Below are 21,115 nucleotides of genomic sequence, written 5' to 3' on the forward strand. Positions count from 1 at the left end.
TTCGGTTTGGAAGCTCGGAAGTCCATTCACTTAAACATCCACACTGATTTGCACCACCCATCAGCTCTCTGAGGTTTCTGGTTAAGCTACTACTCTTCGTCATCACCTTGCCATATATTGTTTATTATATTAGTAAGGTTTTTAATAAATGTCAATAGGTTTATCTCAAATTTTTATTCTTTTAGGATCATTTCGTATGGTTGCTTTTGAAAAACATGAGCAGTTTTCAGCTTAAAAATCTCGCTTGCCGCGGAGTGTGAGTGAGCATCTCTATTCTCCACAGGTGAGATTTCACCCGGTAGTGAACAACCTATTAGTACTACGACTTTTAAAATTTTCACTTTCATTTAGAATCCGTTTCAAAATGAACAAGTGGAATGTTAATTAGTTAATTGGTTTAAGCGTTTTGTTAGCTTATCTCGCCAATCAACTGCTAACTCTTCTACGTTCAGTATCGATTCAATCCCAGCTTGATTTTTGCGATCATGGAACATAATTTCGTTTGCATAGAGGATGGAAACTTGGTCTTGAATCCGTTCAATTAATGTGATTTCATCTGTATCAGATAGGATTCCTTCCTGTAACACTTTGCAAAAATAACCCGTATAGCCTGTTTCAACGATTCTTGCTAGTAGCGGATCGATTTCATTAAACTTTGAAATCGTCGAACAAGGTACCCTCCCTTGTGTCACTTGCAAAATTGCACTACCAACAGATAGGATATCTCCAATATAGACATCCTTTTCTAGCATCCCTGTCATACAAATGTTCTCACCAAATGCAGGAATAGTTAGGGGTTGATTAAACTCCCTCTCCCAAAGAGCATAATGTTCAAATGGATACAGACAAACCGCTCTTTCAGCTCCACCATGAAATTCAGGGTTAGCTACATCATCTCCCTCGAACCGTTCCTTATCAAGTCTTACCGATTGTACTCGATGTTTGCCAATACCTGAAAGTTCTTCTTTACCTTTCCAGTGAAAGGTTTTAGGCTTTCCAACACTTAATGCTACGATACTCCCCTTCAACATAATCACCTCAACATACAAGTCATTGTCCTTATTTTACCTTTATTTTCTACTCTTACCAAGTTTTATTTGCCTATCCTTCCTTTCAACCTGTTCTTGTCGAGTGTTTTATCATTCAATTCAGCAATAACCAAGCATGATTTTTCCATAAAAAAACATTCAAGTTTTCTTTAATTATGACCATATTAACGTTAGAATGTTTTTGCAAAGGCGGTCTTTTTAATGGAGCATATTGAAAAAATTTTTTCAAAGCGTTCAGCCAAAAATAAGGTAGGTAAAACAAGTCACAACCAAAAATGGGCGATTCTGTCTATTTCCTCCATCCCCCTTGTCATGACATTAGGAAACTCCATGCTTATCCCTGTACTACCTGCTATGGAGAAGACATTAAATATTACCTCCTTTCAATCGAGCATGATTATTACAGTATATTCACTTGTAGCCATTATCTTAATTCCTATTGCAGGCTATTTATCGGACCATATCGGCAGAAAAAAGGTCATTATTCCGAGTCTAATCATTGCAGGCATTGGCGGACTTATTTCCGGCTGGGCCTCATGGAAATTATCAGATGCCTATTGGCTCATTCTCTTAGGAAGATCTCTTCAAGGAGTAGGGGCAGCTGGAGCAGCGCCTATTGTCCTTCCGTTAGTAGGTGACATGTTTAAAAGTGAGGATGAAGTGAGCAGCACTTTAGGTATCATTGAAACTTCAAATACATTTGGTAAAGTATTAAGTCCTATTTTAGGGGCTTTTTTAGCAGGAATAATATGGTTCTTGCCTTTTTTCGCCTTTCCAGTTTTCTGTGCGATTTCCATTGTCCTTATGTTTTATCTCGTTAAAACACCAAAAAGCAGGGATGAACCTATCCCTTTTAAACAATTTTTTGTCAATATAAAAAAAATCTTTAAAGACAATGGAAAATGGCTGTACGCAGTTTTTACAATAGGTGTTATCCTTATGTTTATTCTGTTTGGAGTCCTATTTTATCTTTCAGATATACTAGAAAAAAGCTATGATATAAAAAATATAAAGAAAGGTTTTCTACTTGCCGTCCCTCTCGGAGCTCTTTGTCTCGCATCTTTCACGACAGGTAAAAAAATAAAAAAAGACAAAATTTTAATGAAACGAATTACCTTTATTGGCATCGTATTACTTGCAGGTTCTATATTTGCACTAAGTTTCTCGAAAGAGCTTTGGTTTATGATAGCAGTCTTTTTTTTAAGTGGAATTGGCATCGGTGCCGGGCTTCCTTGTTTAGATGCCTTAATCACAGAAGGGATTGAAAAGGAAGAAAGAGGGACGATCACTTCGATTTATAGCTCCATGCGATTTATCGGGGTTGCAGCTGGTCCTCCTGTTATTGCTATATTGATGAAACATAACGAAAACATGATATTTTATCTTCTCTCCGGCTTAAGTCTCATCGCTGCAATACTTGCTTTTTTCGCCATAAAGCCTGAAAAGGACTCATCAAAATAGCCAATGTCGCGGAGAGTATAGAGACATTGGCTAACCTATTTAAGGGATATGTTTTCCTGTAATCAAGCGATACACGTGAAAACGCTCACCGATTCCCCAATTGTACCAGCGCCTGGAAACACACCATCTCCACACAGCCAAAAGTGAAGTAATCCTGAACGATGTGAAATACTTCGAAACATAGAAAATGCCTGTGATTGAGGATATCCACCTACTTCTCCTCCTCTGCGATGGGTATACCGTTCCCACGCCCTGGGTGATCCTGGAATCATCATAACCATGCTTTCTCTTATCATTGGTAGGACCATTTCAACAGAAGCCAGCATCTCTTTTTTCTTCCACTATAAAAAATTGACTCAGCATCAGCAAATTACGATGTGTTTTTAGATTTGTTGAGTCTGGACAAAACCGAGGATGGCTTGATTATATAATTTCCATTTTTTTGTTGGAATTTGATGAGATACGTTTTGAATACAGGTTAATTGAAACTCGGTGTAGCGTCGATAGGTTCGTAAATGTTGGTTTACCCAATCTTTCGAACCGTAAATTAATAGCAAAGGTGTATGTAACCGATGGAGTCTATTCACACAAGAAAAATTAAGAGAGCTTTGATAAAATTGAAACCAAGACCTTCGATTTGCTTTTTCCATATGATGAAAGATTACATTCCGAAGCCATGCTTCCTCAGTGTGACTAGACGATATGATTTTTCTCAACACCCCTGGAAAATGCTTAACCAAATACATACCAATAAGGTGTTCGTATTTAAATGCGAGCGATTCGACTGCAGGATACCCACCCGTTAATATGATACCTAACGTTCGATCTGGATAATTTAGCGCAAATTCCTGAGCAATTGCACTTCCAGCTGAATACCCACACAGAAAAGCCTTGTCAATGTGTAACCCATCCATGATTGCTTGAATCTCTAGTGCGTATGTGGAAATACTGACTTCTTCATACACACCATGCGTATCTCCATGCCCTGATAAGTCTGGGAAAATCACTCGTGCATTTTGAGACAATTCCTTTTGGTAATAAAATACTTTTCTTCCCATTGCCGGTGGATGAATAAAAATAATTGGTGTCCCATTTCCATAATCCTCATAAAAGTAATTAATCTCACCCAATTGAATGTTCGGCAAGCTGAAAACTCCTTCCTCCGAATGAATCTTTTAAATCAGGATATAAAAATAGAGCATTGATTACATGCCCTATCTTTGTTGGTTAATTGGGTCTAGATTTTTCAGCTTTTTTCTCTGAGGTTGTAAGTGCTCTCGAGAATTCCATGCTTTCCAAGCTTTTCGCACTTTTTAGCCCTGACTTGGTTTTGCGGTTACGCTTTGTCATGCTGCACCCCCCTTATTATTCAAAGGTTGTTTTCATTTTAAAAAAGGAATCTTACTTGATGGAAAACAACATTTTATCGAAAATAGCCTGATCTAATGACAGACAATATTAATTTAAGCAATCTCACCTTTTTCATGCACAAATAAAGGATGGAAGTAGAAAATGATAGGATAACATGAAAAGGTATGCTAAAATATCAAGATAGAAGCATATACTAAAATAACCGCAGATGTTGCCGCATCTACGGTTATACAATAGTCGCCCGTGTGGTCGGCATTTCATACACAAGTAAAGCGTACAAATAGACCTCCCCTTATTCAGACAGTCAAGGGAGGTCTATTTTTTTTGATGAAAATTCAAGACAGCAATTATCAATGTCGCAAATGAGATCATCACCATCATTGTCTCAAATATTGTCAAAGCATCACCCCCCTTCATTGGGGCTAGCCGACCACCCTAGAAAAACTATTGACTACTAAAGTATAGCATTGATTACTAGGGAATAACAGAACGTTTGTTCGGATTTTTCAAAAACACTTCCTATAGCCTAATTTTTGGTTAGATTTCTGAATTAGGATAAAGAGAAATATGCACCAATCATTCTTTGCACAAATAGAAAGAGACCCCACCCGACAACGCCTAAAATAAGCGAAACATAGAATGGAACGATTTTTAAGGAGATGGCAATAACGAGAAGCATACAAATCGTTGCAGGCAGCCCTTTCGTCACTCCAAAAGCAAATTTACTTAATTCGAATCCATCTGCCCCATGAACAAATAGCCATGTTAAACTAAGCAAACTAACTAACGGCAGAGCAGCGATCATTCCACCGATAGATGGAAAAGCTTTAGCTAATTCTGTCACACCGGCAATGATAAGGGCACTGATCATTATTTTTGCGAAGAAAAACATATTTTTGCCTCCCTAGCGAGAAGGTGGAAACTCTGTTCAATCAGATTTCTTTCTTCAGATGACAGACCAACTAATACTCGTTCCAATTTCTCTCCCGCTAGTTCTGTATTGCTCTTTAATACCTCTATTCCTTTTGGGGTCAAATATAGTATTATCGCTCTTTCGTCTGTTGGCTTTCTTTTCTTAAGTAGCAATCCCTTTACGAGCAAACGTTTAACATGTTCTGATGCCGTATTATGAGATATTCCATTTCTGACTGCAACATCTTTCACTGAGACCTCGTCTTCCTTTAGCACTTGCTGTAAAATTCGAACAGCCTGATGAGTAATTTTCTCATGATGCTCTTCATGCAAATAATAGTATATGTCTGTAAAACATTCGTTTAATTGCTCTATATTCAAGACTTCCACCTCATAATATCTTAATTTACGATATAATCGTTACTAACGATATTATTATACCTTCTTGCAAAATTCAAGGAATTTGTGTTCATGCCCTTTTATTAAAATCGTGCCTCTGAAAAGGAAAGAGAGAGGAGAAATCCTTGGTAAATTCGTCTTGAGAGCAATGGAAGCTCATATACTACAAAAAAAGAAGCCACCCGTAGGCAGCATCTATTTTCTGTAATCCTTATTTGACTGGTTTTTTAAGAAATCCAATGAATAATGCGGATATCATAGCTCCAGCTAGAATAGATACTAGATACATAAACCATCCGCCTTCAACTAACCAGACGACAAAGATTCCACCATGAGGAGCTCTTAAGCCAATTTCAAACATCATGGATAGAGCTCCCGTTACAGCTGCCCCTGCCATTACAGATGGAATGACGCGAATCGGATCTGCTGCTGCAAAAGGAATTGCCCCTTCAGTTATAAAGGAGAACCCCATAATGTAATTCGTTTTCCCTGCATCTCGCTCTTGAACTGTAAATTTATTTTTAAATAGCGTAGTTGCCAGCGCAATTCCAAGCGGTGGAACCATACCAGCCGCCATAATAGCAGCCATCGGCTCATACACTCCACTTGCTAGTAATCCAGTTCCGAAAACATACGCTGCTTTGTTGACTGGGCCTCCCATATCAAACGCCATCATCATACCAAGAACAGCTCCAAGCACAACGGCATTTCCTGTTCCAAGACCTGTAAGCCATTCAGTAATTGCTGTATTAATAGCTCCAACTGGTTGATTTACAACATATAGCATAGCAAAGCCTGTTAATGCGATTCCAAGAAGTGGATATATTAATATCGTTTTAATTCCTTCTAAAGAACGTGGTAGGTTGGCAAACGCCTTCTTCAAGCCAACTACTAAATAACCGGCAAGGAAACCGGCAATAATTCCCCCTAAGAAACCTGCTCCCCCACTTGCAGCCATCATTCCCCCAACTGCTCCAGGAGCAAATCCAGGACGGTCTGCAATACTCATCGCAATAAACGCCGCTAAAATAGGAACGATTAAACCAAATGCATTTCCTCCTCCAATGGTCATTAAGGCTTCAGCAATTGGATGGTAGGATGGATCTTTTGGGTCAAAAGCGTTATAACCGAACATAAAGGAAATCGCAATCAAGATACCTCCACCAACAACGAACGGAAGCATATTTGAAACTCCATTCATTAAGTGCTTATAAATACCTGTTCGTTGCTCTTTCTTTTCTTCTGATTGCTTCTGGTCACAATTGTAAATAGGAGCATCTTGCTTTAATGCCCGTTCAATCAACTCTTGTGGTTTGCGAATGCCCTCTGCTACTGCCGTCTCAATCACATGCTTCCCTTTAAAGCGATTCATTTGGACACTTGTATCAGCAGCCACAATAACTGCAACAGCGTTTTCAATTTCGCTTATAGTTAATACATTTTTAGCTCCACTTGAACCGTTCGTTTCAACCTTAATATCTATTCCAAGCTCTGCTGCTTTTGCTTTTAATGCGTCCGCTGCCATATACGTATGAGCAATCCCCGTTGGACAAGCTGTAACAGCAACAATAAATTGATTTTTTCCAATCATGGATTGCTCTTCTGCTTCTTCCTCTTTATCAAAACTATTAATAATATTTAGTACAGCATCTTTTGTAGGTGCCTTTAACAACTTCGCTCTTGCTTCCTCATTCATTAAAATAGAAGATAAACGAGATAGAGCTTCTAGATGAGTATTATTTGCTCCTTCTGGTGCTGCAATCATAAAAAACAAATGGGCTGGCTGGCCATCTAATGATTGATAGTCTACTCCTTCAGTTGATCTCCCAAAAGCAATTGAAGCTTCCTTTACTGCTTTCGTTTTTGCATGTGGAATCGCTACTCCTTCCCCAATTCCAGTCGTGCTTTGTTCTTCTCGCTTTAATATTGCCTCCTTAAAGGTATGTCGATCATTTAATTTGCCAGCAGAGTCTAGCGTATCAACTAGATTTTCAATTGCATGTATTTTATTTTTACTAGTAATTGAGAGGTTTATGGTGTCTCTTGTTAGCAATTCAGTAATTCTCATTTCTCTCTCTCCTTTATTCGATTATATTTTTCTAATAACAATCTGTTGAACAAGCTTCGTCACTTTTTCTTTCGTACATAATCCTAGGGAAAAGGCTGTCGCACTTCCAGCTGCCACACTGTATCGAAAGGCCGCTTCCACATCACCTGTCTTTTGCAGTTTGGCTACAAAGCCTGCAACCATCGAATCCCCAGCCCCTACTGAGCTTTTCACATCCCCTTTGGGAACATTTGCAATAAAGGTGAGTTCCTTATTCATGAAGATGGCTCCCTTTTCTGCTAATGAAACGATTATGTTTTCCGCGCCCATCTCAAGTAGCTGCTTTCCATACGGGATGGCTTCCTCTACAGTTGAAATGGTTGTATCAAATAATTCACCTAGCTCATGGTGATTAGGCTTAATTAATAAAGGCTGATATGGGAGTACATTTTGCAGCAGTTCACCTTCTGCATCGACAACAAAAGCGGTTCCATTTTTTTGACAGACCTTGACGATTTCTTCATACGTTGCGTTTGGCATGGTACGAGGAATACTACCTGCAAGCACGAGGAGATCATCTTTCGTGAAGGCATGAATCTTTTTAAGTAAGTTCTGGAAGCTCTCGTCCGTAATTTGCGGTCCACTTGCATTAATTTCCGTTTCCACCTGTGCTTTCAGCTTAATATTAATTCGAGTATCTTCTTCTACATGGATGAAGTCTGTTTTAATCTGTTCTAGCTGTAGATATTCTTCAATGTATCTACCTGTGAACCCTCCAAGATAACCTGTAGCGGTGCTCTCTACCTCAAACTGTTTCAGCACTCTAGACACATTAATTCCTTTTCCACCTGGGAATTTTGTATCACGGTTCATTCGGTTTAACCCACCTAATTGAACTTCATTTAGCTCCACTATATAATCTACTGAAGGGTTTAAAGTCAATGTATATATCATGTTGTCACGACCTTTATAGATGTTTTACTGAAATATAGGTTTTCTGTTTCCTTATCTAATCCACTTGTAATGATCGTTGCTTTGTTTAAATCTGCAATTTTCGCAAAGGCGATTTCTGAGAACTTCGTCTCATCGGCTAAAACGAATGCTTCTCTCGATAAGGAAATCGCTAGGTGCTTGATCATTGCTTCTTCTTGATCGGGTGTCGTGTAACCGAATTCGTGATGGATTCCATTGACCCCCATAAAACACTTATCAAATCGATAGTTTTCTAGGCTAAGCATCGCTCCACGACCAATGATAGCGTTTGTTTTCGGCTTAGCGTACCCTCCAACCAAGTAGGTTTCAATCTTTCTATCTAATAATGGCTTCAGGTGCATTAGTCCGTTGGTAACGACTACGATGTTCTTCTTTGGTAAAAACTCAATTAACTCAAGAACGGACGAACCTGCATCTAAGTAGATACAATCGCCTTCCTCGATCAAACTTGCAGCATATTGCGCGATTTTCCTTTTTTCTTGAAGGTTTTTGGATGATTTCTCATCCATACTCGGTTCTTGAAGCTTCCCTTGTAATCTGGCGGCCCCACCGTGAACCCGCTTTAAAAATTTCCCTTCCTCGAGCTGGGTTAAATCTCGTCGTATCGTTGACTCCGAGGTATTGGTTACGTCCACAAGTTCCTGTATTTTCACTATATTTCTTTCTTTTAGTAATTGTAGAATCAAACGATGGCGCTCTGGTGTTAGCAAAAAACCACCTCCTCGTTTCGCTAAATATTTTGATTGATTTCATTCTACTGCAATCGTTTTCAAAAAACAATCATTTTCTTTCAAAATCAATCAAAATCATTTATTTCCGTTCATTATTTGGATGAAATTGAACGGTTTCAATCAATACTGATGAAATTCCCATTACATATCAACGAGGAAAAAGGGAAGAATAGTAAGGAAAATCCAATTAGAAGGGGGTGATACTCTTGTCAAAACAAGGCAAACTTAATCAAGAACAGTCAGGTAAGCAGCTCAGGAATCGTGCGGAGCGTAACGAAGTTGAATTGGGTTCTGAATTTCAACTCGGAAATGACCAAGGTCAAAGTCAGAAAAAAAGCGGACGTCAGAAAAACAAAAAATAGAATGTCAGATAGAGGCATCGAACATTCTATTTTTTTGCTATTAAATTGTTTGCGAAGGATATGAAGATATGATAGAATCAAATCAATATATAGATGCTGATGAAGAACCACGACACTATATATTGCTATAAATTGTAAGTTCGTTCTTAATTCTTGGTCTCTTTTCTTTTTCCACTTCATAGAATTGAAGTGGATTTTTTTATGAGTAGCATGAATAAATGCGACTCCACAGCATATTTACATAAAAAAGGACGACAAAGTCCCGTGTTTGAGTAAGGTTTTTATAGTAAAATGAACATATTCAACAACTGCTTCTTGCATATCCCTCACCACTTCTTCTACAGATTCACTTAATGCCCATAAGCACTCTCTTAAATTTATTGTTGAAAGGAAGTTATACAAATGAATAAAGTAGAAATTATCGCTCGAAGAATATTTGGTTGGAAGTTAAACAACTGGGATAAATGGTACGATGTGGAGACGAACGAATTTATCTATGTACAAGATTTCCAACCAGAAGATAATCTCGATCATGCGATGCGAATTGTGAAAAGACTAGAGAAATTTGGTTTTAAATATACTGCTACAAACAAGAATGAAGTTTGTTTTAATGAAGTTTGCGCAACAGGTGATCACTTGGCACAAGCCATTACAAATGCAGCTTATTGTCTCGCAGATAATCGTTCAATAGATGACGAATGGTTCTAGATTAATGTAAACATAGGCTCTATAGATTCGCGATGAGTCCATCCTATAGAGCCAATTACTTTCTTATGCCTTTAAGCTTCTAGAGCTTGTAAGCAACTCTTCCATCTTGTCAATTGGATGATCCGGCTTATTCGGAACGTACTCTGCGTAGCCATATGTTCCATGCTCACTCACATCCAGCCCAATCATTTCCTCTTCCTCTGTTACCCGAATGCTTCCCATAATTTTTTTCATACTAGAAAGAATGAGATATGAAGCGGCAAATGCAAAGACTCCGCAGCTTACGACTCCCAGAGCTTGAACTCCTAATTGTGTTAAGCCCCCTCCGTAAAGTAGTCCTGGTAATCCTGTATTCATGGCTGCTAGTTCAGGAGTAGCAAAGATTCCAGTCGACAGTGTTCCCCATACGCCTGCAACTCCATGAACGGAAAGAGCAAAAATCGGATCATCAATTTTCGCCTTTTCAAAGAAACGCATACTATAGAAAACGAGTATTCCTGCAACCAATCCGATGATAACAGCAGCCCAAGGTTCAACAAATGCACATGAAGCTGTTATGGCAACAAGCCCTGCTAGTGCTCCGTTTAATGTCGTTGTAATGTCTGCTTTTCCTGTCGCAACCCATGCGATAAACATCGCTACAACCGTACCTGCAGCAGCAGCTAATTGAGTATTTAGAGCAACATATCCGAAGAAGACCCCATCAACTCCAAATGTACTTCCCGCGTTAAAGCCAAACCAGCCAACCCAAAGGATTAACACACCTAATGAAGAAAAAACTTGGTTATGACCAGATAATTCATTCGTAGAGCCATCCGGATTGTATTTTCCAATACGTGGCTTTAATATCATTGTTGCCGCAAGTGCAGCCATTGCCCCAGTTAAGTGAACAACTGTCGAGCCAGCAAAATCCTGTTTTCCGTGATCTGCAAGCCAGCCTCCACCCCAAATCCAATGAGCAACGATAGGATAGATGACAGATGAAAATAGGATGGCAAATACGACATATGCTGTTAATTTCGCACGTTCGGCAAACCCTCCAAAAGCGATCGTTAATGCAATTGCTGCAAATGCAAGTTGAAATAAGAAATCTACAGATCCGGCTAAACCATCACCCATTGTTGTATAATCTCCGAAGAAAAATTGACTAAGCCCGATGAAGCTGTTTCCTTCTCCATAAATAAATCCATATCCGACAGCCCAAAACACAAGAGATGCTACTCCAACCGTAAAAATCGTTTTTCCTGCAATATGACCTGCATTTTTCATTCTTGTCGAGCCTGCTTCTAATAAAATAAACCCACCTTGCATCAATAAGACCAGAATGGCACTTAACACAATCCACACATTATTCATTAAAAATATCGAATCCATGATATCTCTCCTTTACGATTACTTTATGTAAGTTTTATTATACATTCTGAAAATTCAGATTCAACGAACGTGTAAGGTTTTCTAACATCGTTTTTAAATCGATCGTGATCTACTACCATACTGTTCAAGGGATCATTACACATAAAAAAGAGAAGCTCAGGTGACGGTCAGCTTCCCTTCTAATGTCTTTTATGAAATTGGGCATTGATTTGCCCTCTCAGCATGTTTCGCTTCACTTCTTCTTGGCTCTTCTGCCTCTTTAACTCTCTTCTTAATTCTGTTGTTTGGACTCCTTCTTCCATTTGATTCGCTATATGAACAAGGGTTTCAACATCTGTAAAGGAATATTTCCTTGTCCCTTTACCCGTTCGATCAGGGAAAATTAATTTTCTTTCCTCATAATACCTTATTTGCCTTTCACTTAGGCCTGTTAATTCACTAACAATTCCGATTGAAATAACTTTTTTTGTTAAGTAGGAGTGATCAGCTGGTGGCATCTACTCCCCTCCTTTTTGGTCTTTCTATTATTATACTATAAAATGGTAAGATTCGTTTTATCTTTGTCAGATTTTCTAACATACAAGTTGACAGCTAAGCTCGGTTACCCGCTCTTCACCCCATAAAGAATAAACCCCACTCCAATCATAATCCACATAATCTTCTCAAAAGAAACACTATTAGCCACACCAACTAAACCAAGGGTTGTTGTAGAAATAAAAATAATCGGACCAATAATAGAAAGCGTACTATTAATAATTAGCGCTTTTTCGACGTTGTTATATTTAATAAATAAATATGCAACAAATATCTCAATGCTTCCCGATAATAATCTTAACAAAGCCATCCCAACAATCGTTTTATCCAAGTATTGAAAGAACATACCGATGCCTCCTCATTCCATTCTCTATTCATAACTTATGAAGGATATCGAATAAAAAGGACATGTTTTGTCTTCAAAAAAAGGACTCAATCATTTACGATTAAGTCCTCTTCTTGCACAACCGATACATATTGAACGATAACTCATTCGAATCCTAATTTTACCTTAAGCTTTATTTACACTCCGATAAAAAATCTGCGATAATATGCCTAGCCGAATCTCTTCCATTTTCCATACACGCACCGATGCCTACACCTGAAAAAGAAGCTCCGGTTAAAATGATATTTGGGAAAGTTTCCTTCATTTGTTCTTTCAAGGTCGCTACAGCTTTGCCATGATCGATATGATAATTCGGCATTTGTTCATTCCATTTTGTAACGACTGTAGCCGTCGGCTCGCCAGTTATTCCTAAGCTTTTTTCAATATCAACTAATGCCACCTTCGTAAGTTCTTCTTCTGACATTTGTTCTAACTTGTTATAAGAAGGATTTGAGCTTTTATAGAATAACCTCACTAATAACCGGTGTTTTTTCGATGTATGTGTCCATTTTCTACTTGTCCATGTACATGCATCACAAACTAAATCACTTGTATTCGTATCGATAAAACCGGTTCCATCAGCTGGAAGGGTACTATCAGGTATATCAAAGCCAAGATAGATTGTTGTTAGAGAAGAATTTGTAAATTGATCAAATATGGGATTCAATGCGTCTTCACCTAAAATCGATTGTGAAATTTGGTGAGGAGTAGTCAGGATGACATAATCTGCGTTTATTGTTTCCTCATCTTCAAGAATGACTTGATATTGCTGGCCACTTTTCACAATCTGTTTCGTTCCTTTTCCTTTAAAAATCGTTGCATTTACAAGTGATTCTTCTAACCGATTGATAATGGTAGATAAACCGTTTTGAAAGGAAAGGAAACGTTTATTAGAGCCCGCTTGAAAGCTTTCTTTGTTTGCTTCAAGCCCCTTCATGATACTGCCATATTCATTTTTGTAATCTAGAAGATAAGGGAGCGTTGTTCTTAAAGTCAAATCGGATAATGCCCCGGAATAAACTCCAGACAGTACAGGTGCAATCTGCTTTTCAACAAGCTCTTTTCCTAAAAAAGCTTCTAAAAACGCTCCAATTGAACTGTCTTTTGTAAAGTGTTCATTCTGAGTGTGAAAATCCTTTAACGCTTCCTTTTTTCCCTTTTCCGAAACTAATGTACTCCTATTTAACGACTCGATACTTGCTGGAATCCCAAAAATTGAATCTTTCGGAATCGGGTGTAACTCATTATTCGTATATATGTATGATATACCTGTTGCATTATAGACAACCTCTTCTGTTAATCCAAGCTCTTCAATTAATGGTATAACACTTTCATGGCGAGCTACAATTGAGTCGGCACCAGACTCCATAATGTATTCTGCTGAATGGATGGTTCGTATTTTCCCTCCTAGTTCATGGTTCTTTTCAATTAACACAAGCTCAAGGTCTAAATGATGCTCTGTCATTTTTTTCTGTAATTCGAACATGGCGGTAAGACCTGTTATCCCTCCGCCAATGACAACAACCTTTTTCAATTGATTTCCTCCTGTACAATATCCTATTATAGAAATCCCCTCTCTATTCTAGTATGAAAATGCTCTGTCTTCAAACATATCCAACTATATGTGGGACATACTAATGTAGATCAACAATGAAAGGATTGAGGAAATGAATCAAAGTAAACAAGATAAATCGTTTGGAAAAACAAAAGCTTTTGTAGATATCACAGACGAAGTAACGAATGATAAAGATTTCAAAAACCAAAAGCCTTCCCCTCAACCAAAGGACTATGATTCAATCGAATATTAACCACAGGGATAAAACCCAGTATCCAAATAGTACTTGAGCATGTGTAATGAAGTTTTCAAGACACCTTCTCAATAGGGTAGGAATAAAAGCCTGAGGAGCTTACAATCTTTTGTTCATGCACTGAAAAGAAGTTTCTTCTAGTGAAGTAAAACATTCTCCTTAGGCTTCTCTTCTGCTTTCTTGGAAATATTGTTACTCCCAACCATCTAACCCCTATCCGAACTCTTTAGCTTCTGAAGATGAATTCCCCTATACATTCCGTTAAATAAGAGCTCCTCATCTTTAATCTTTTCAACATCTGTTCTTTCGAATTCTTCAAACGGAATACCAATATCAGTACCCAACACTTTGACAATTGGTTTCATTATTTTTTGGATAATCGATACCGTTTGTCCTTTTCGGATAAATTTATCAAAAATGATTATTTTTCCATTTGCCTTTGTGACCCTTATCATTTCTTTATACGCTTCCTGATAATTAGGTACGACAGATAAAATGAGGCTTGCAATTACATAATCATACGTCTCATCAGGAAAGCTAATTGATTGAGCATCCATACGTAAAAACTGTATTGTATCGGTATTCGGGAATTTTTCCACTGCCTTTGTAAGCATGTCTTGAGAATAATCTATTGCAGTAATGTCTAATTTCTCATGTGGCACTAACAGTAGGTCAACACCCGTACCTACTCCAACAAATAAAATTTTATCTCCTTTAGTAAACTGAATTTCAGAAAAAACTTTTCTCCTTGCTCTCAGAAATGGTCCTGAATTAAAAATTTGATCATAGAAAGGTGACCAACATTTATAAATAATCTGATTCCAATGGTTATTCATATAGCTATTCCCCCATATTCAAACGATCATTTGATTATATAATATTCAAATAACCGTTTGAGTGTCAAGGGTATATGAAAAGGCAATGAGGATCTCCCTCATTGCCTTTCAATCGCTCTATTTATTTCATATTTCCATCTCTATCATCCATTACATCACGATCTAATCGATCCATGTTGAGTAACCCACCATTTTCATCATAGCGGTCATTTAGATCGGTATTGAACTCGAGGAGTTCATTATCGTTGTCGTCCATGTTCATTCGGTTATTTCGGTCTTCAAGGTTATTGGCTGGGTCAAATCTTACATCTGTTGGATCCACATCTTTTGCAGGGATGTAATTCCGATTATCATCATTATCGAATACATCGTTATTGTTATTGTATCGGACAGGAGTGTAATCTCCTTCATCCATATTGTTATCTAACTGGTTATTATCAACCCCACAGGCTGAAAGTAATCCAAGAGAAAGCGCTCCAGTAACTAAAGATATCTTTAGCTTGTTATTTCCTTTACCCATGAACGATAGCCCCCTTTTTTAATGCTTAGCCATTATCGCTAAACATCTTTAATTTGTGCTATTTCGTTCAAAATAAAGCAGACAAATATTACTTCCTTTACAAATATTATTCCTATCCCTCTATCTATACCTTCTCTATTTCAGTCATATTCCAGGTACACATAATGGTAGCAATAGCTACGCAACAAATCGTAATAACCGATAGAAAGAAGGTATCTGAAGAAATTAATAGCCCACCGAGACAAATTACCAACCCATCAATGAGGAAAATAATTAAGCCTACATTTACATGTAGTCGACTAGCTACAAATTGAGCTAGTAGATCCGTACCTCCAGTACTTGTATGCTGCCTTAGCATAATTCCTATTCCCAATCCGATAAATAGTCCTCCGATTATTGAGCTTGCAATTGCCGGCATTTGAATGGCTCGCACAAACGGATCATGTAGTGGAAAAAGAACATCTATGGTAAATGATGAAAATAACATGCCATGAAGGCTATTAAAAAAATAGTCCCGATTATAAAACCATGCTAATAAAAAGATGGGAATACTCATAAAAATAATGACCAAACCTGCTTTAATGCCAAGTAAATATTTCACAATTAATCCTAAACCAATGATGCCTCCATCTAAGACTTCGAAAGGAACGAGAAAAAAATTAATGCCTATAGACAGTAGAACGCTTCCAATTAGAATGGCGGAAGCTTTTTTTACAATAAACATGCCATTCATCTCCCACAAAGTTGGACTAGTCCTACTATATGCAAAGGAACATGAGAACTTGTCTTTAACCTTGTATAAAAAAAACATTCACATTGGCATGATACATATGATTATGACACTATAGTTCCATCCCCATAATCCCTAAATGGGCTTTTACAAAATGGCTACGTTTTCGTCCGAAAGTAGGTCAATCAAATGCATGTACTTGCTGCAGTGTGGATTATTGTTGCTGTGTGGATCAAAGGATACTGGAAGGGTTGGGAAAAGTATTTACCTACAATGATGTTCTTTTCACTGGGAAAATGCTTCGCCTCTTCGCTAAAAGACCCTTGATTGCCTTTCTCTTCTCCATTCCAATTGCCCTGTTTTGGATCTGGCTATTTGACGTTCCAGTCCATATTCCCATCGAAGCTCGCTAAAAAAGAAATACCCTATTGAACCTAATTCAAACAAAAAGGGGATTATCCAGATGAACTCGGGGTAGAAGACTGCTTTTGATTTGCTCTTCTATCCTTTACTTTAATGGCAGTAAAAAGAATGAGGGGAATGAAGACACTTGTAATCATTAGAAAAGGTCCTGAAGCAAATTTATCAAATTCGACTAAAAATAATGCGTTGGGAATGGAGATGACCGTTAATATAATGGCAAGCATTCCAAATGGCAAACTGATTGTTCGATAGTCTTTCAGCTGAAAAATTTGGCTTAGTCCCATTACAAAGGAATAGAAAGCAATTGCCAGCTTAAAATAGATACTTAAAAACCAAAGAATGGCGATTAATATTTCAATTCTTTGTAGAAATTGCCCTATACTTACTTTTTTCCCTAATATATATACAGGGTATGGGTTTCTTGTGGTGAAGTCTGGTCCTAGCACAAGTAAGCAAGCTGTTGTTATGATAAAAAGGACAAACGCCCCCTTTAGCATGCCCCCTATATAGGATTTGGTTAACTGATCGCTCCTGTTCAAATGTGGAGCAACCATTAAAAATAAACTCAGCTCTAAATAGGGGAATACAAGCATTTGGTAGGTCCCATGCAAGACAGGTTTTATTCCATTAGATAGGATGGGAAGAATATTTCTCGTCTCGATGGAAGGGATAGCAAATATAATCATAATAAAGAATAAGCTTGTTACCCACGGGATAAAGATCTCTGCCGTTCTCCCAATTGATTCAATTCCCGACCGCACGGAATAAATAATGGCTAAAGTAAATAATGCGAAAATGGCTTGTATAGGCGTTTCTGGTATGATCTGTGTGACCATAAAGTCTCCTATGTCCCATAGAAGAACGGTACATAAAAACAATGGGAGAGTTAAGAAAATGATTGCAACAAATGTACCAGCTATATTCCCTAATCCATACCGGCACATCTCAACAAAGGTAAACTGAGGTTTCAGATTGGCTAATTTGCTATAAAACCAAATGACACAAACAGCAATAATCGTGCTTAAGATAACTGAAATCCACGCGTCTTGTTTCGTAATCCCTGTTAATATAGATGGTAAAAAAAGAACTGCACTACCAATTGTAAATAATGTGACGATATTAGAAAATTGCTTGGCATTTATTTTCTCTTTGTGCTTGCCCATTCCATTAACCACCTACCTTTCCAAACAAGGACACTATCCAAGTCCCTACTGGCTTAAACAGTGTTAATACACCTTGTAGAGGGCTTGGAGTTTCCACCTCATACGCCTCTAAAATGAAAAGAGATGTTGAAACAACTAAGATGACGCTAAACACAACAATTTCCCTTTTCATATTCACTTTCCACATTTTTGGAATTTCATACAATGAAATGAGCACTGCTATTCCAATTACTGCGACTGCCATAACCAAGATCATCTACCTGCCTTATTATTGAAAAGAATCCGTTATTGAACCTAAGCGGCGAATTGTCAATTCTGCTTTGATATCGATTTCTATTTCAGGAAAAACCTCATCATCCCAGTTTTCTTTTAGCTTTTGCCATGTCTTTGGATCAGCCCTGTTAACAGAATCACCAAATCCGAAAACGTCGCTTTTCAGTTCCTTCGCTTTTGCGATGGCCATTTCCATTTTTTTTGTTTTTTGCTCATTAAATCGTTTCTCGATCCATCGTATCGTTTCTTCATCTGTAATCTTACGCTTACATTTGTTTATCTCTTCAATTTCACCTTCAGACGTTACACGAATAGACACTTTCGGCTTTCCATTTTTCACAGTAGCCTTCATTTCCGTTTTGGAGTTCACAATTTCAACGGTAATCTTTCCTTTATCTTCTTCACAATCCATAACTCCAATGGTAGCATCCACATTATCATTAATATAGTTATAGCCCTTTGACTCATTTGTTGATAGCCAATCAATTAATTTATCCCCTTTAAATAAGGCAAGGTTATCTAGGGTCAAAAAACTTGGAGAAAATACTTTCTCTACATTATCAAGGTCGTTTCCAATCGCTAAGTCTCCCTCGTATTCAATTCCAGTTAGTACTGGATTATTTCCGTCACTAATGATTTCAGAGATTAAATCATCTAAATGCGTGCCTCTTACAGGAGCCCATGTTTTTTCAGCTACTTCAATTGAACCGTAAATTTTATTTGCTGGAACTTTTTCGATCGGTGACATAATTTTTAAGATATTACTTGCTAGATTATTTTTCGCAACGATTAAATAGAAATCCGTTCTAGTTTCGTAATTTCTCGAAAGAAAATCTAAACTCTGGGTAATCCCATCCCTTGCTAATTCCTCTCCAAATACAACAATTCGAACATGAGATAAATAAATTCGCCTTGGTGCATCCTTTGTTATTTTACGAAAAGCTTCAGATAAGCTTCTTCCATCGGTAATAAAGGTAGATACAGCACTTCTCGTGGATGGGCTTGACCCTGCAATTTCTCCAGGGTTTAATATCTGCACTGAAACCCGATAATCTTCTCCTTGCTTGTCGATTCCAATCGCTGTCGCAATAGCTAGTTCATTCAACTCTTTCTTACTCCAACAACTTGTTAATAAACACAAACACAAGCATATGATGATAAACCGTAGGAATTTCATTTATTTTCAGACCCCTTTTGGCTGGAATCTTTCTTCGCTACATCTTGCTGTGCAGTTCTTGACGTATCATCTGGCTGTGGTGCTTTCGTTTCTTCCCTTTCCATATTCGCTTGACTGATCAGACGTGGTCTAGTCCGCATATCCCAATGTGGAAAACGGATAAGCGCATCTTTTTGATCCTTTTTAATAAATGGAGCCATCGGAGACATATACGGTATTCCAAATGAACGTAAATTCACTAAATGTGTAATCATCACAATTAAGCCAAGAATAATTCCGAATAAACCGAAGGATGCAGCTAATATCATGAACATAAACCGAAGAATCCGAACGGAAATTGACATATTAAACTCAGGTGAAACAAAACTACTAATAGCTGTAAGGGAAACGACGATAACCATTGCTGCTGATACAATCCCAGCTTCAACAGCAGCTTGTCCTAACACAAGAGCTCCTACAATGGAGATGGCTGAACCTACCGCTTTCGGCATTCGAATTCCTGCTTCCCTTAGAATTTCAAAGGTAACTTCCATCAATAGTGCTTCAATGAAAGCAGGAAAAGGGACCCCTTCTCGTTGAGCTGCTAGGCTTATGAGTAATGTAGTTGGCAGCATTTCTTGATGAAACGTAGTAACTGCAATATAGGAAGCAGGCACTAATAGAGCCAGTAAAAAGGAGACAAAACGTAATAATCGAATTAACGTTGATATGTCTGCACGCTGATAATAATCCTCGGTTGCTTGAAAAAATTGAACAAAAAGGGCTGGGACTACAAGAACAAATGGCGTTCCGTCAACTAAAATAGCCACTCTTCCCTCTAAAAGCATGGATGCTACGCTATCAGGTCTTTCTGTGTTATAAATCGTAGGAAAAGGTGAATACGTTTCATCCTGAATCATTTCTTCAATATATCCGCTTTCGAGAATGGCATCAATATCAATCCTGTTTAAGCGAAGCTTCACTTCTTTCAGAACATCTTCGTTAACAATCTCCTTAATATATGCAATAGTTACTTCTGTTTTTGTATGTCTACCTACTTGCATTTGCTCAAACCATAGATTAGGATCTTTAATCTTTCTCCTGATTAATGCTGTATTGGTTCTTAATGTTTCAGTGAATCCTTCTTTTGGTCCACGAACGACATTCTGTGAGGTAGGCTCATCCACTCCACGTTTCTCCCAGCCCTTTGACCCTAAAGAAAATCCAACTGTTTCCCCATCAATTAAGACAGCAGTATCTCCAGCGATTATTGTGTCTAAGACATTCTCAATTGTATAGATTTTCTTAAATTCACTGGCAGTCATGGTAAACCGTGCTAATAAATCATGAGTTTGGAGTGATTCTCCTATTTCATCATTTATATGTACATTTCTAACATCAATCATCAAGGTTCGCATAATGACATCCTGAATAAACGTAGCATCTGCCATTCCATCGATATATACAATCGCTAACGTTTCACGACCTGTGTCACCAATTGAAAACTCACGAACGACAAGATCTCCACTTCCACCCATACGCTCACGAATACTTTTCGTATTTTTTGTTAGTTGTTTATCTAATAGCGTACTGTCTGCTTCGGTAATTTTGGTAGATTGCATAACATCTGATTTTTTTTCAGAAGGTTGCTTTTTCGATTTTTCATTTTTCTGTTTAGCCTCTGCTAACCAATCGGACAGCTTCTTCATATTTATGACCCTCCCCTAGAGGTTAAACATTCAAACTATCCGTTATTATGTGCTAATCGTTGAAAAGATAGACACTTTTTCCAGTAAAAAATAAAAAACTGGCTAGATTTGAAATCTAGCCAGTTTTTTTACAAATAAATTATTAAAAGTCCAAATAAATGGGCATCATAT

25 protein-coding genes and 1 other annotated feature (1 of these 26 only partly in view) are annotated in these 21,115 nt (G+C 37.8%); of the genes, 4 read left to right on the forward strand and 21 right to left on the reverse strand.

The genetic code is table 11. The annotated features are described in order from the left end of the window. Positions 1–112: a binding site (T-box leader), on the reverse strand; it reaches 158 nt to the left of the window's first position. A gap of 268 nt (positions 113–380) precedes the next feature. Further along, positions 381–1,031, reverse strand: coding sequence for an MOSC domain-containing protein (locus tag LS684_RS11875; RefSeq protein WP_432418768.1), 651 nt, complete (start codon positions 1,029–1,031; stop codon positions 381–383). 219 nt (positions 1,032–1,250) lie between these two features. Between LS684_RS11875 and bcbE the strand changes: the two genes are divergently transcribed. After that, positions 1,251–2,510: a bacillibactin exporter BcbE gene (bcbE, locus tag LS684_RS11880; RefSeq protein WP_233806229.1), complete on the forward strand. Its 1,260-nt coding sequence runs from the start codon at positions 1,251–1,253 to the stop codon at positions 2,508–2,510. Positions 2,511–2,572: 62 nt separating this feature from the next. Here the strand turns inward: bcbE and LS684_RS11885 are convergent, their stop codons facing one another. The 9 genes from LS684_RS11885 to LS684_RS11915 form a co-directional block, all read right to left on the reverse strand. Beyond that, entirely contained in the window at positions 2,573–2,836 is a 264-nt protein-coding gene (locus LS684_RS11885; RefSeq protein WP_233806230.1) for a hypothetical protein, read from the reverse strand. A gap of 57 nt (positions 2,837–2,893) precedes the next feature. After that, the gene (locus LS684_RS11890) at positions 2,894–3,655 is read right to left on the reverse strand and encodes an alpha/beta fold hydrolase (RefSeq protein WP_233806231.1); all 762 of its coding nucleotides are present in this window, start codon (positions 3,653–3,655) and stop codon (positions 2,894–2,896) included. 82 nt (positions 3,656–3,737) lie between these two features. Then, complete coding sequence (locus tag LS684_RS24125; RefSeq protein WP_267930214.1) at positions 3,738–3,860, reverse strand: hypothetical protein; 123 nt, start codon at positions 3,858–3,860, stop codon at positions 3,738–3,740. Between the two features lie 336 nt (positions 3,861–4,196). Continuing rightward, a complete protein-coding gene (locus tag LS684_RS24300) occupies positions 4,197–4,298 on the reverse strand; it encodes a putative holin-like toxin (protein ID WP_432418769.1) in 102 nt (33 codons plus the stop codon). A 133-nt stretch (positions 4,299–4,431) separates the two neighbouring features. Continuing rightward, a complete protein-coding gene (locus LS684_RS11895; protein ID WP_233806232.1) occupies positions 4,432–4,773 on the reverse strand; it encodes a DUF3147 family protein in 342 nt (113 codons plus the stop codon). Beyond that, the gene (locus LS684_RS11900; protein WP_233806233.1) at positions 4,752–5,174 is read right to left on the reverse strand and encodes a MarR family winged helix-turn-helix transcriptional regulator; all 423 of its coding nucleotides are present in this window, start codon (positions 5,172–5,174) and stop codon (positions 4,752–4,754) included. Before LS684_RS11900 ends, LS684_RS11895 begins: the two co-directional genes overlap by 22 nt. A 229-nt stretch (positions 5,175–5,403) precedes the next feature. Next, complete coding sequence (locus LS684_RS11905; RefSeq protein WP_233806234.1) at positions 5,404–7,260, reverse strand: PTS fructose transporter subunit IIABC; 1,857 nt, start codon at positions 7,258–7,260, stop codon at positions 5,404–5,406. Between the two features lie 21 nt (positions 7,261–7,281). After that, positions 7,282–8,193 (reverse strand): 1-phosphofructokinase, encoded by a 912-nt coding sequence (gene pfkB / locus LS684_RS11910; protein ID WP_233806235.1) that lies wholly within the window; start codon positions 8,191–8,193, stop codon positions 7,282–7,284. Further along, positions 8,190–8,942 (reverse strand): DeoR/GlpR family DNA-binding transcription regulator, encoded by a 753-nt coding sequence (locus LS684_RS11915; RefSeq protein ID WP_233806237.1) that lies wholly within the window; start codon positions 8,940–8,942, stop codon positions 8,190–8,192. The genes pfkB and LS684_RS11915 overlap by 4 nt, the downstream gene beginning before the upstream one ends. A gap of 227 nt (positions 8,943–9,169) precedes the next feature. On the opposite strand from LS684_RS11915, the gene LS684_RS11920 reads away from it, so the two are divergent. Then, complete coding sequence (locus LS684_RS11920) at positions 9,170–9,325, forward strand: hypothetical protein (RefSeq protein ID WP_233811726.1); 156 nt, start codon at positions 9,170–9,172, stop codon at positions 9,323–9,325. A 402-nt stretch (positions 9,326–9,727) separates the two neighbouring features. Further along, the gene (locus LS684_RS11925) at positions 9,728–10,033 is read left to right on the forward strand and encodes a BC1872 family protein (RefSeq protein WP_233806238.1); all 306 of its coding nucleotides are present in this window, start codon (positions 9,728–9,730) and stop codon (positions 10,031–10,033) included. A gap of 63 nt (positions 10,034–10,096) precedes the next feature. Here LS684_RS11925 and LS684_RS11930 read toward each other — a convergent pair whose 3' ends face one another. The 4 genes from LS684_RS11930 to LS684_RS11945 form a co-directional block, all read right to left on the reverse strand. After that, positions 10,097–11,407, reverse strand: a complete 1,311-nt coding sequence (locus LS684_RS11930; RefSeq protein WP_233806239.1) for an ammonium transporter — start codon at positions 11,405–11,407, stop codon at positions 10,097–10,099. Positions 11,408–11,586: 179 nt separating this feature from the next. Then, a complete protein-coding gene (locus LS684_RS11935; protein ID WP_233806240.1) occupies positions 11,587–11,904 on the reverse strand; it encodes a MerR family transcriptional regulator in 318 nt (105 codons plus the stop codon). A 104-nt stretch (positions 11,905–12,008) separates the two neighbouring features. Next, entirely contained in the window at positions 12,009–12,287 is a 279-nt protein-coding gene (locus tag LS684_RS11940) for a YqhV family protein (RefSeq protein WP_233806241.1), read from the reverse strand. 172 nt (positions 12,288–12,459) lie between these two features. After that, complete coding sequence (locus LS684_RS11945) at positions 12,460–13,860, reverse strand: protoporphyrinogen oxidase (RefSeq protein WP_233806242.1); 1,401 nt, start codon at positions 13,858–13,860, stop codon at positions 12,460–12,462. Positions 13,861–13,993: 133 nt separating this feature from the next. Here LS684_RS11945 and LS684_RS11950 point away from each other — a divergent pair, with 133 nt between their 5' ends. Next, positions 13,994–14,134, forward strand: coding sequence for a hypothetical protein (locus LS684_RS11950; RefSeq protein WP_233806243.1), 141 nt, complete (start codon positions 13,994–13,996; stop codon positions 14,132–14,134). Between the two features lie 206 nt (positions 14,135–14,340). Here the strand turns inward: LS684_RS11950 and LS684_RS11955 are convergent, their stop codons facing one another. From LS684_RS11955 to LS684_RS11985, 7 genes are all read right to left on the reverse strand, one after another. Beyond that, positions 14,341–14,970 carry a class I SAM-dependent methyltransferase gene (locus LS684_RS11955; RefSeq protein ID WP_233806245.1) on the reverse strand — a complete coding sequence of 210 codons (630 nt, stop codon included), beginning with the start codon at positions 14,968–14,970 and terminating at the stop codon, positions 14,341–14,343. 121 nt (positions 14,971–15,091) lie between these two features. After that, positions 15,092–15,490: a hypothetical protein gene (locus LS684_RS11960; protein ID WP_233806247.1), complete on the reverse strand. Its 399-nt coding sequence runs from the start codon at positions 15,488–15,490 to the stop codon at positions 15,092–15,094. 124 nt (positions 15,491–15,614) lie between these two features. Beyond that, positions 15,615–16,214 (reverse strand): YitT family protein, encoded by a 600-nt coding sequence (locus tag LS684_RS11965; protein WP_233806249.1) that lies wholly within the window; start codon positions 16,212–16,214, stop codon positions 15,615–15,617. Between the two features lie 461 nt (positions 16,215–16,675). Further along, entirely contained in the window at positions 16,676–17,806 is a 1,131-nt protein-coding gene (locus LS684_RS11970; protein WP_233806251.1) for a GerAB/ArcD/ProY family transporter, read from the reverse strand. A gap of 4 nt (positions 17,807–17,810) precedes the next feature. Next, positions 17,811–18,062: a hypothetical protein gene (locus LS684_RS11975; protein ID WP_233806253.1), complete on the reverse strand. Its 252-nt coding sequence runs from the start codon at positions 18,060–18,062 to the stop codon at positions 17,811–17,813. 12 nt (positions 18,063–18,074) lie between these two features. After that, the gene (locus LS684_RS11980; protein ID WP_233806255.1) at positions 18,075–19,256 is read right to left on the reverse strand and encodes a Ger(x)C family spore germination protein; all 1,182 of its coding nucleotides are present in this window, start codon (positions 19,254–19,256) and stop codon (positions 18,075–18,077) included. Then, positions 19,253–20,944, reverse strand: a complete 1,692-nt coding sequence (locus LS684_RS11985; protein ID WP_233806257.1) for a spore germination protein — start codon at positions 20,942–20,944, stop codon at positions 19,253–19,255. The genes LS684_RS11980 and LS684_RS11985 overlap by 4 nt, the downstream gene beginning before the upstream one ends. Between the last annotated feature and the right edge of the window lie 171 nt (positions 20,945–21,115).

This window comes from Cytobacillus spongiae, from assembly GCF_021390075.1.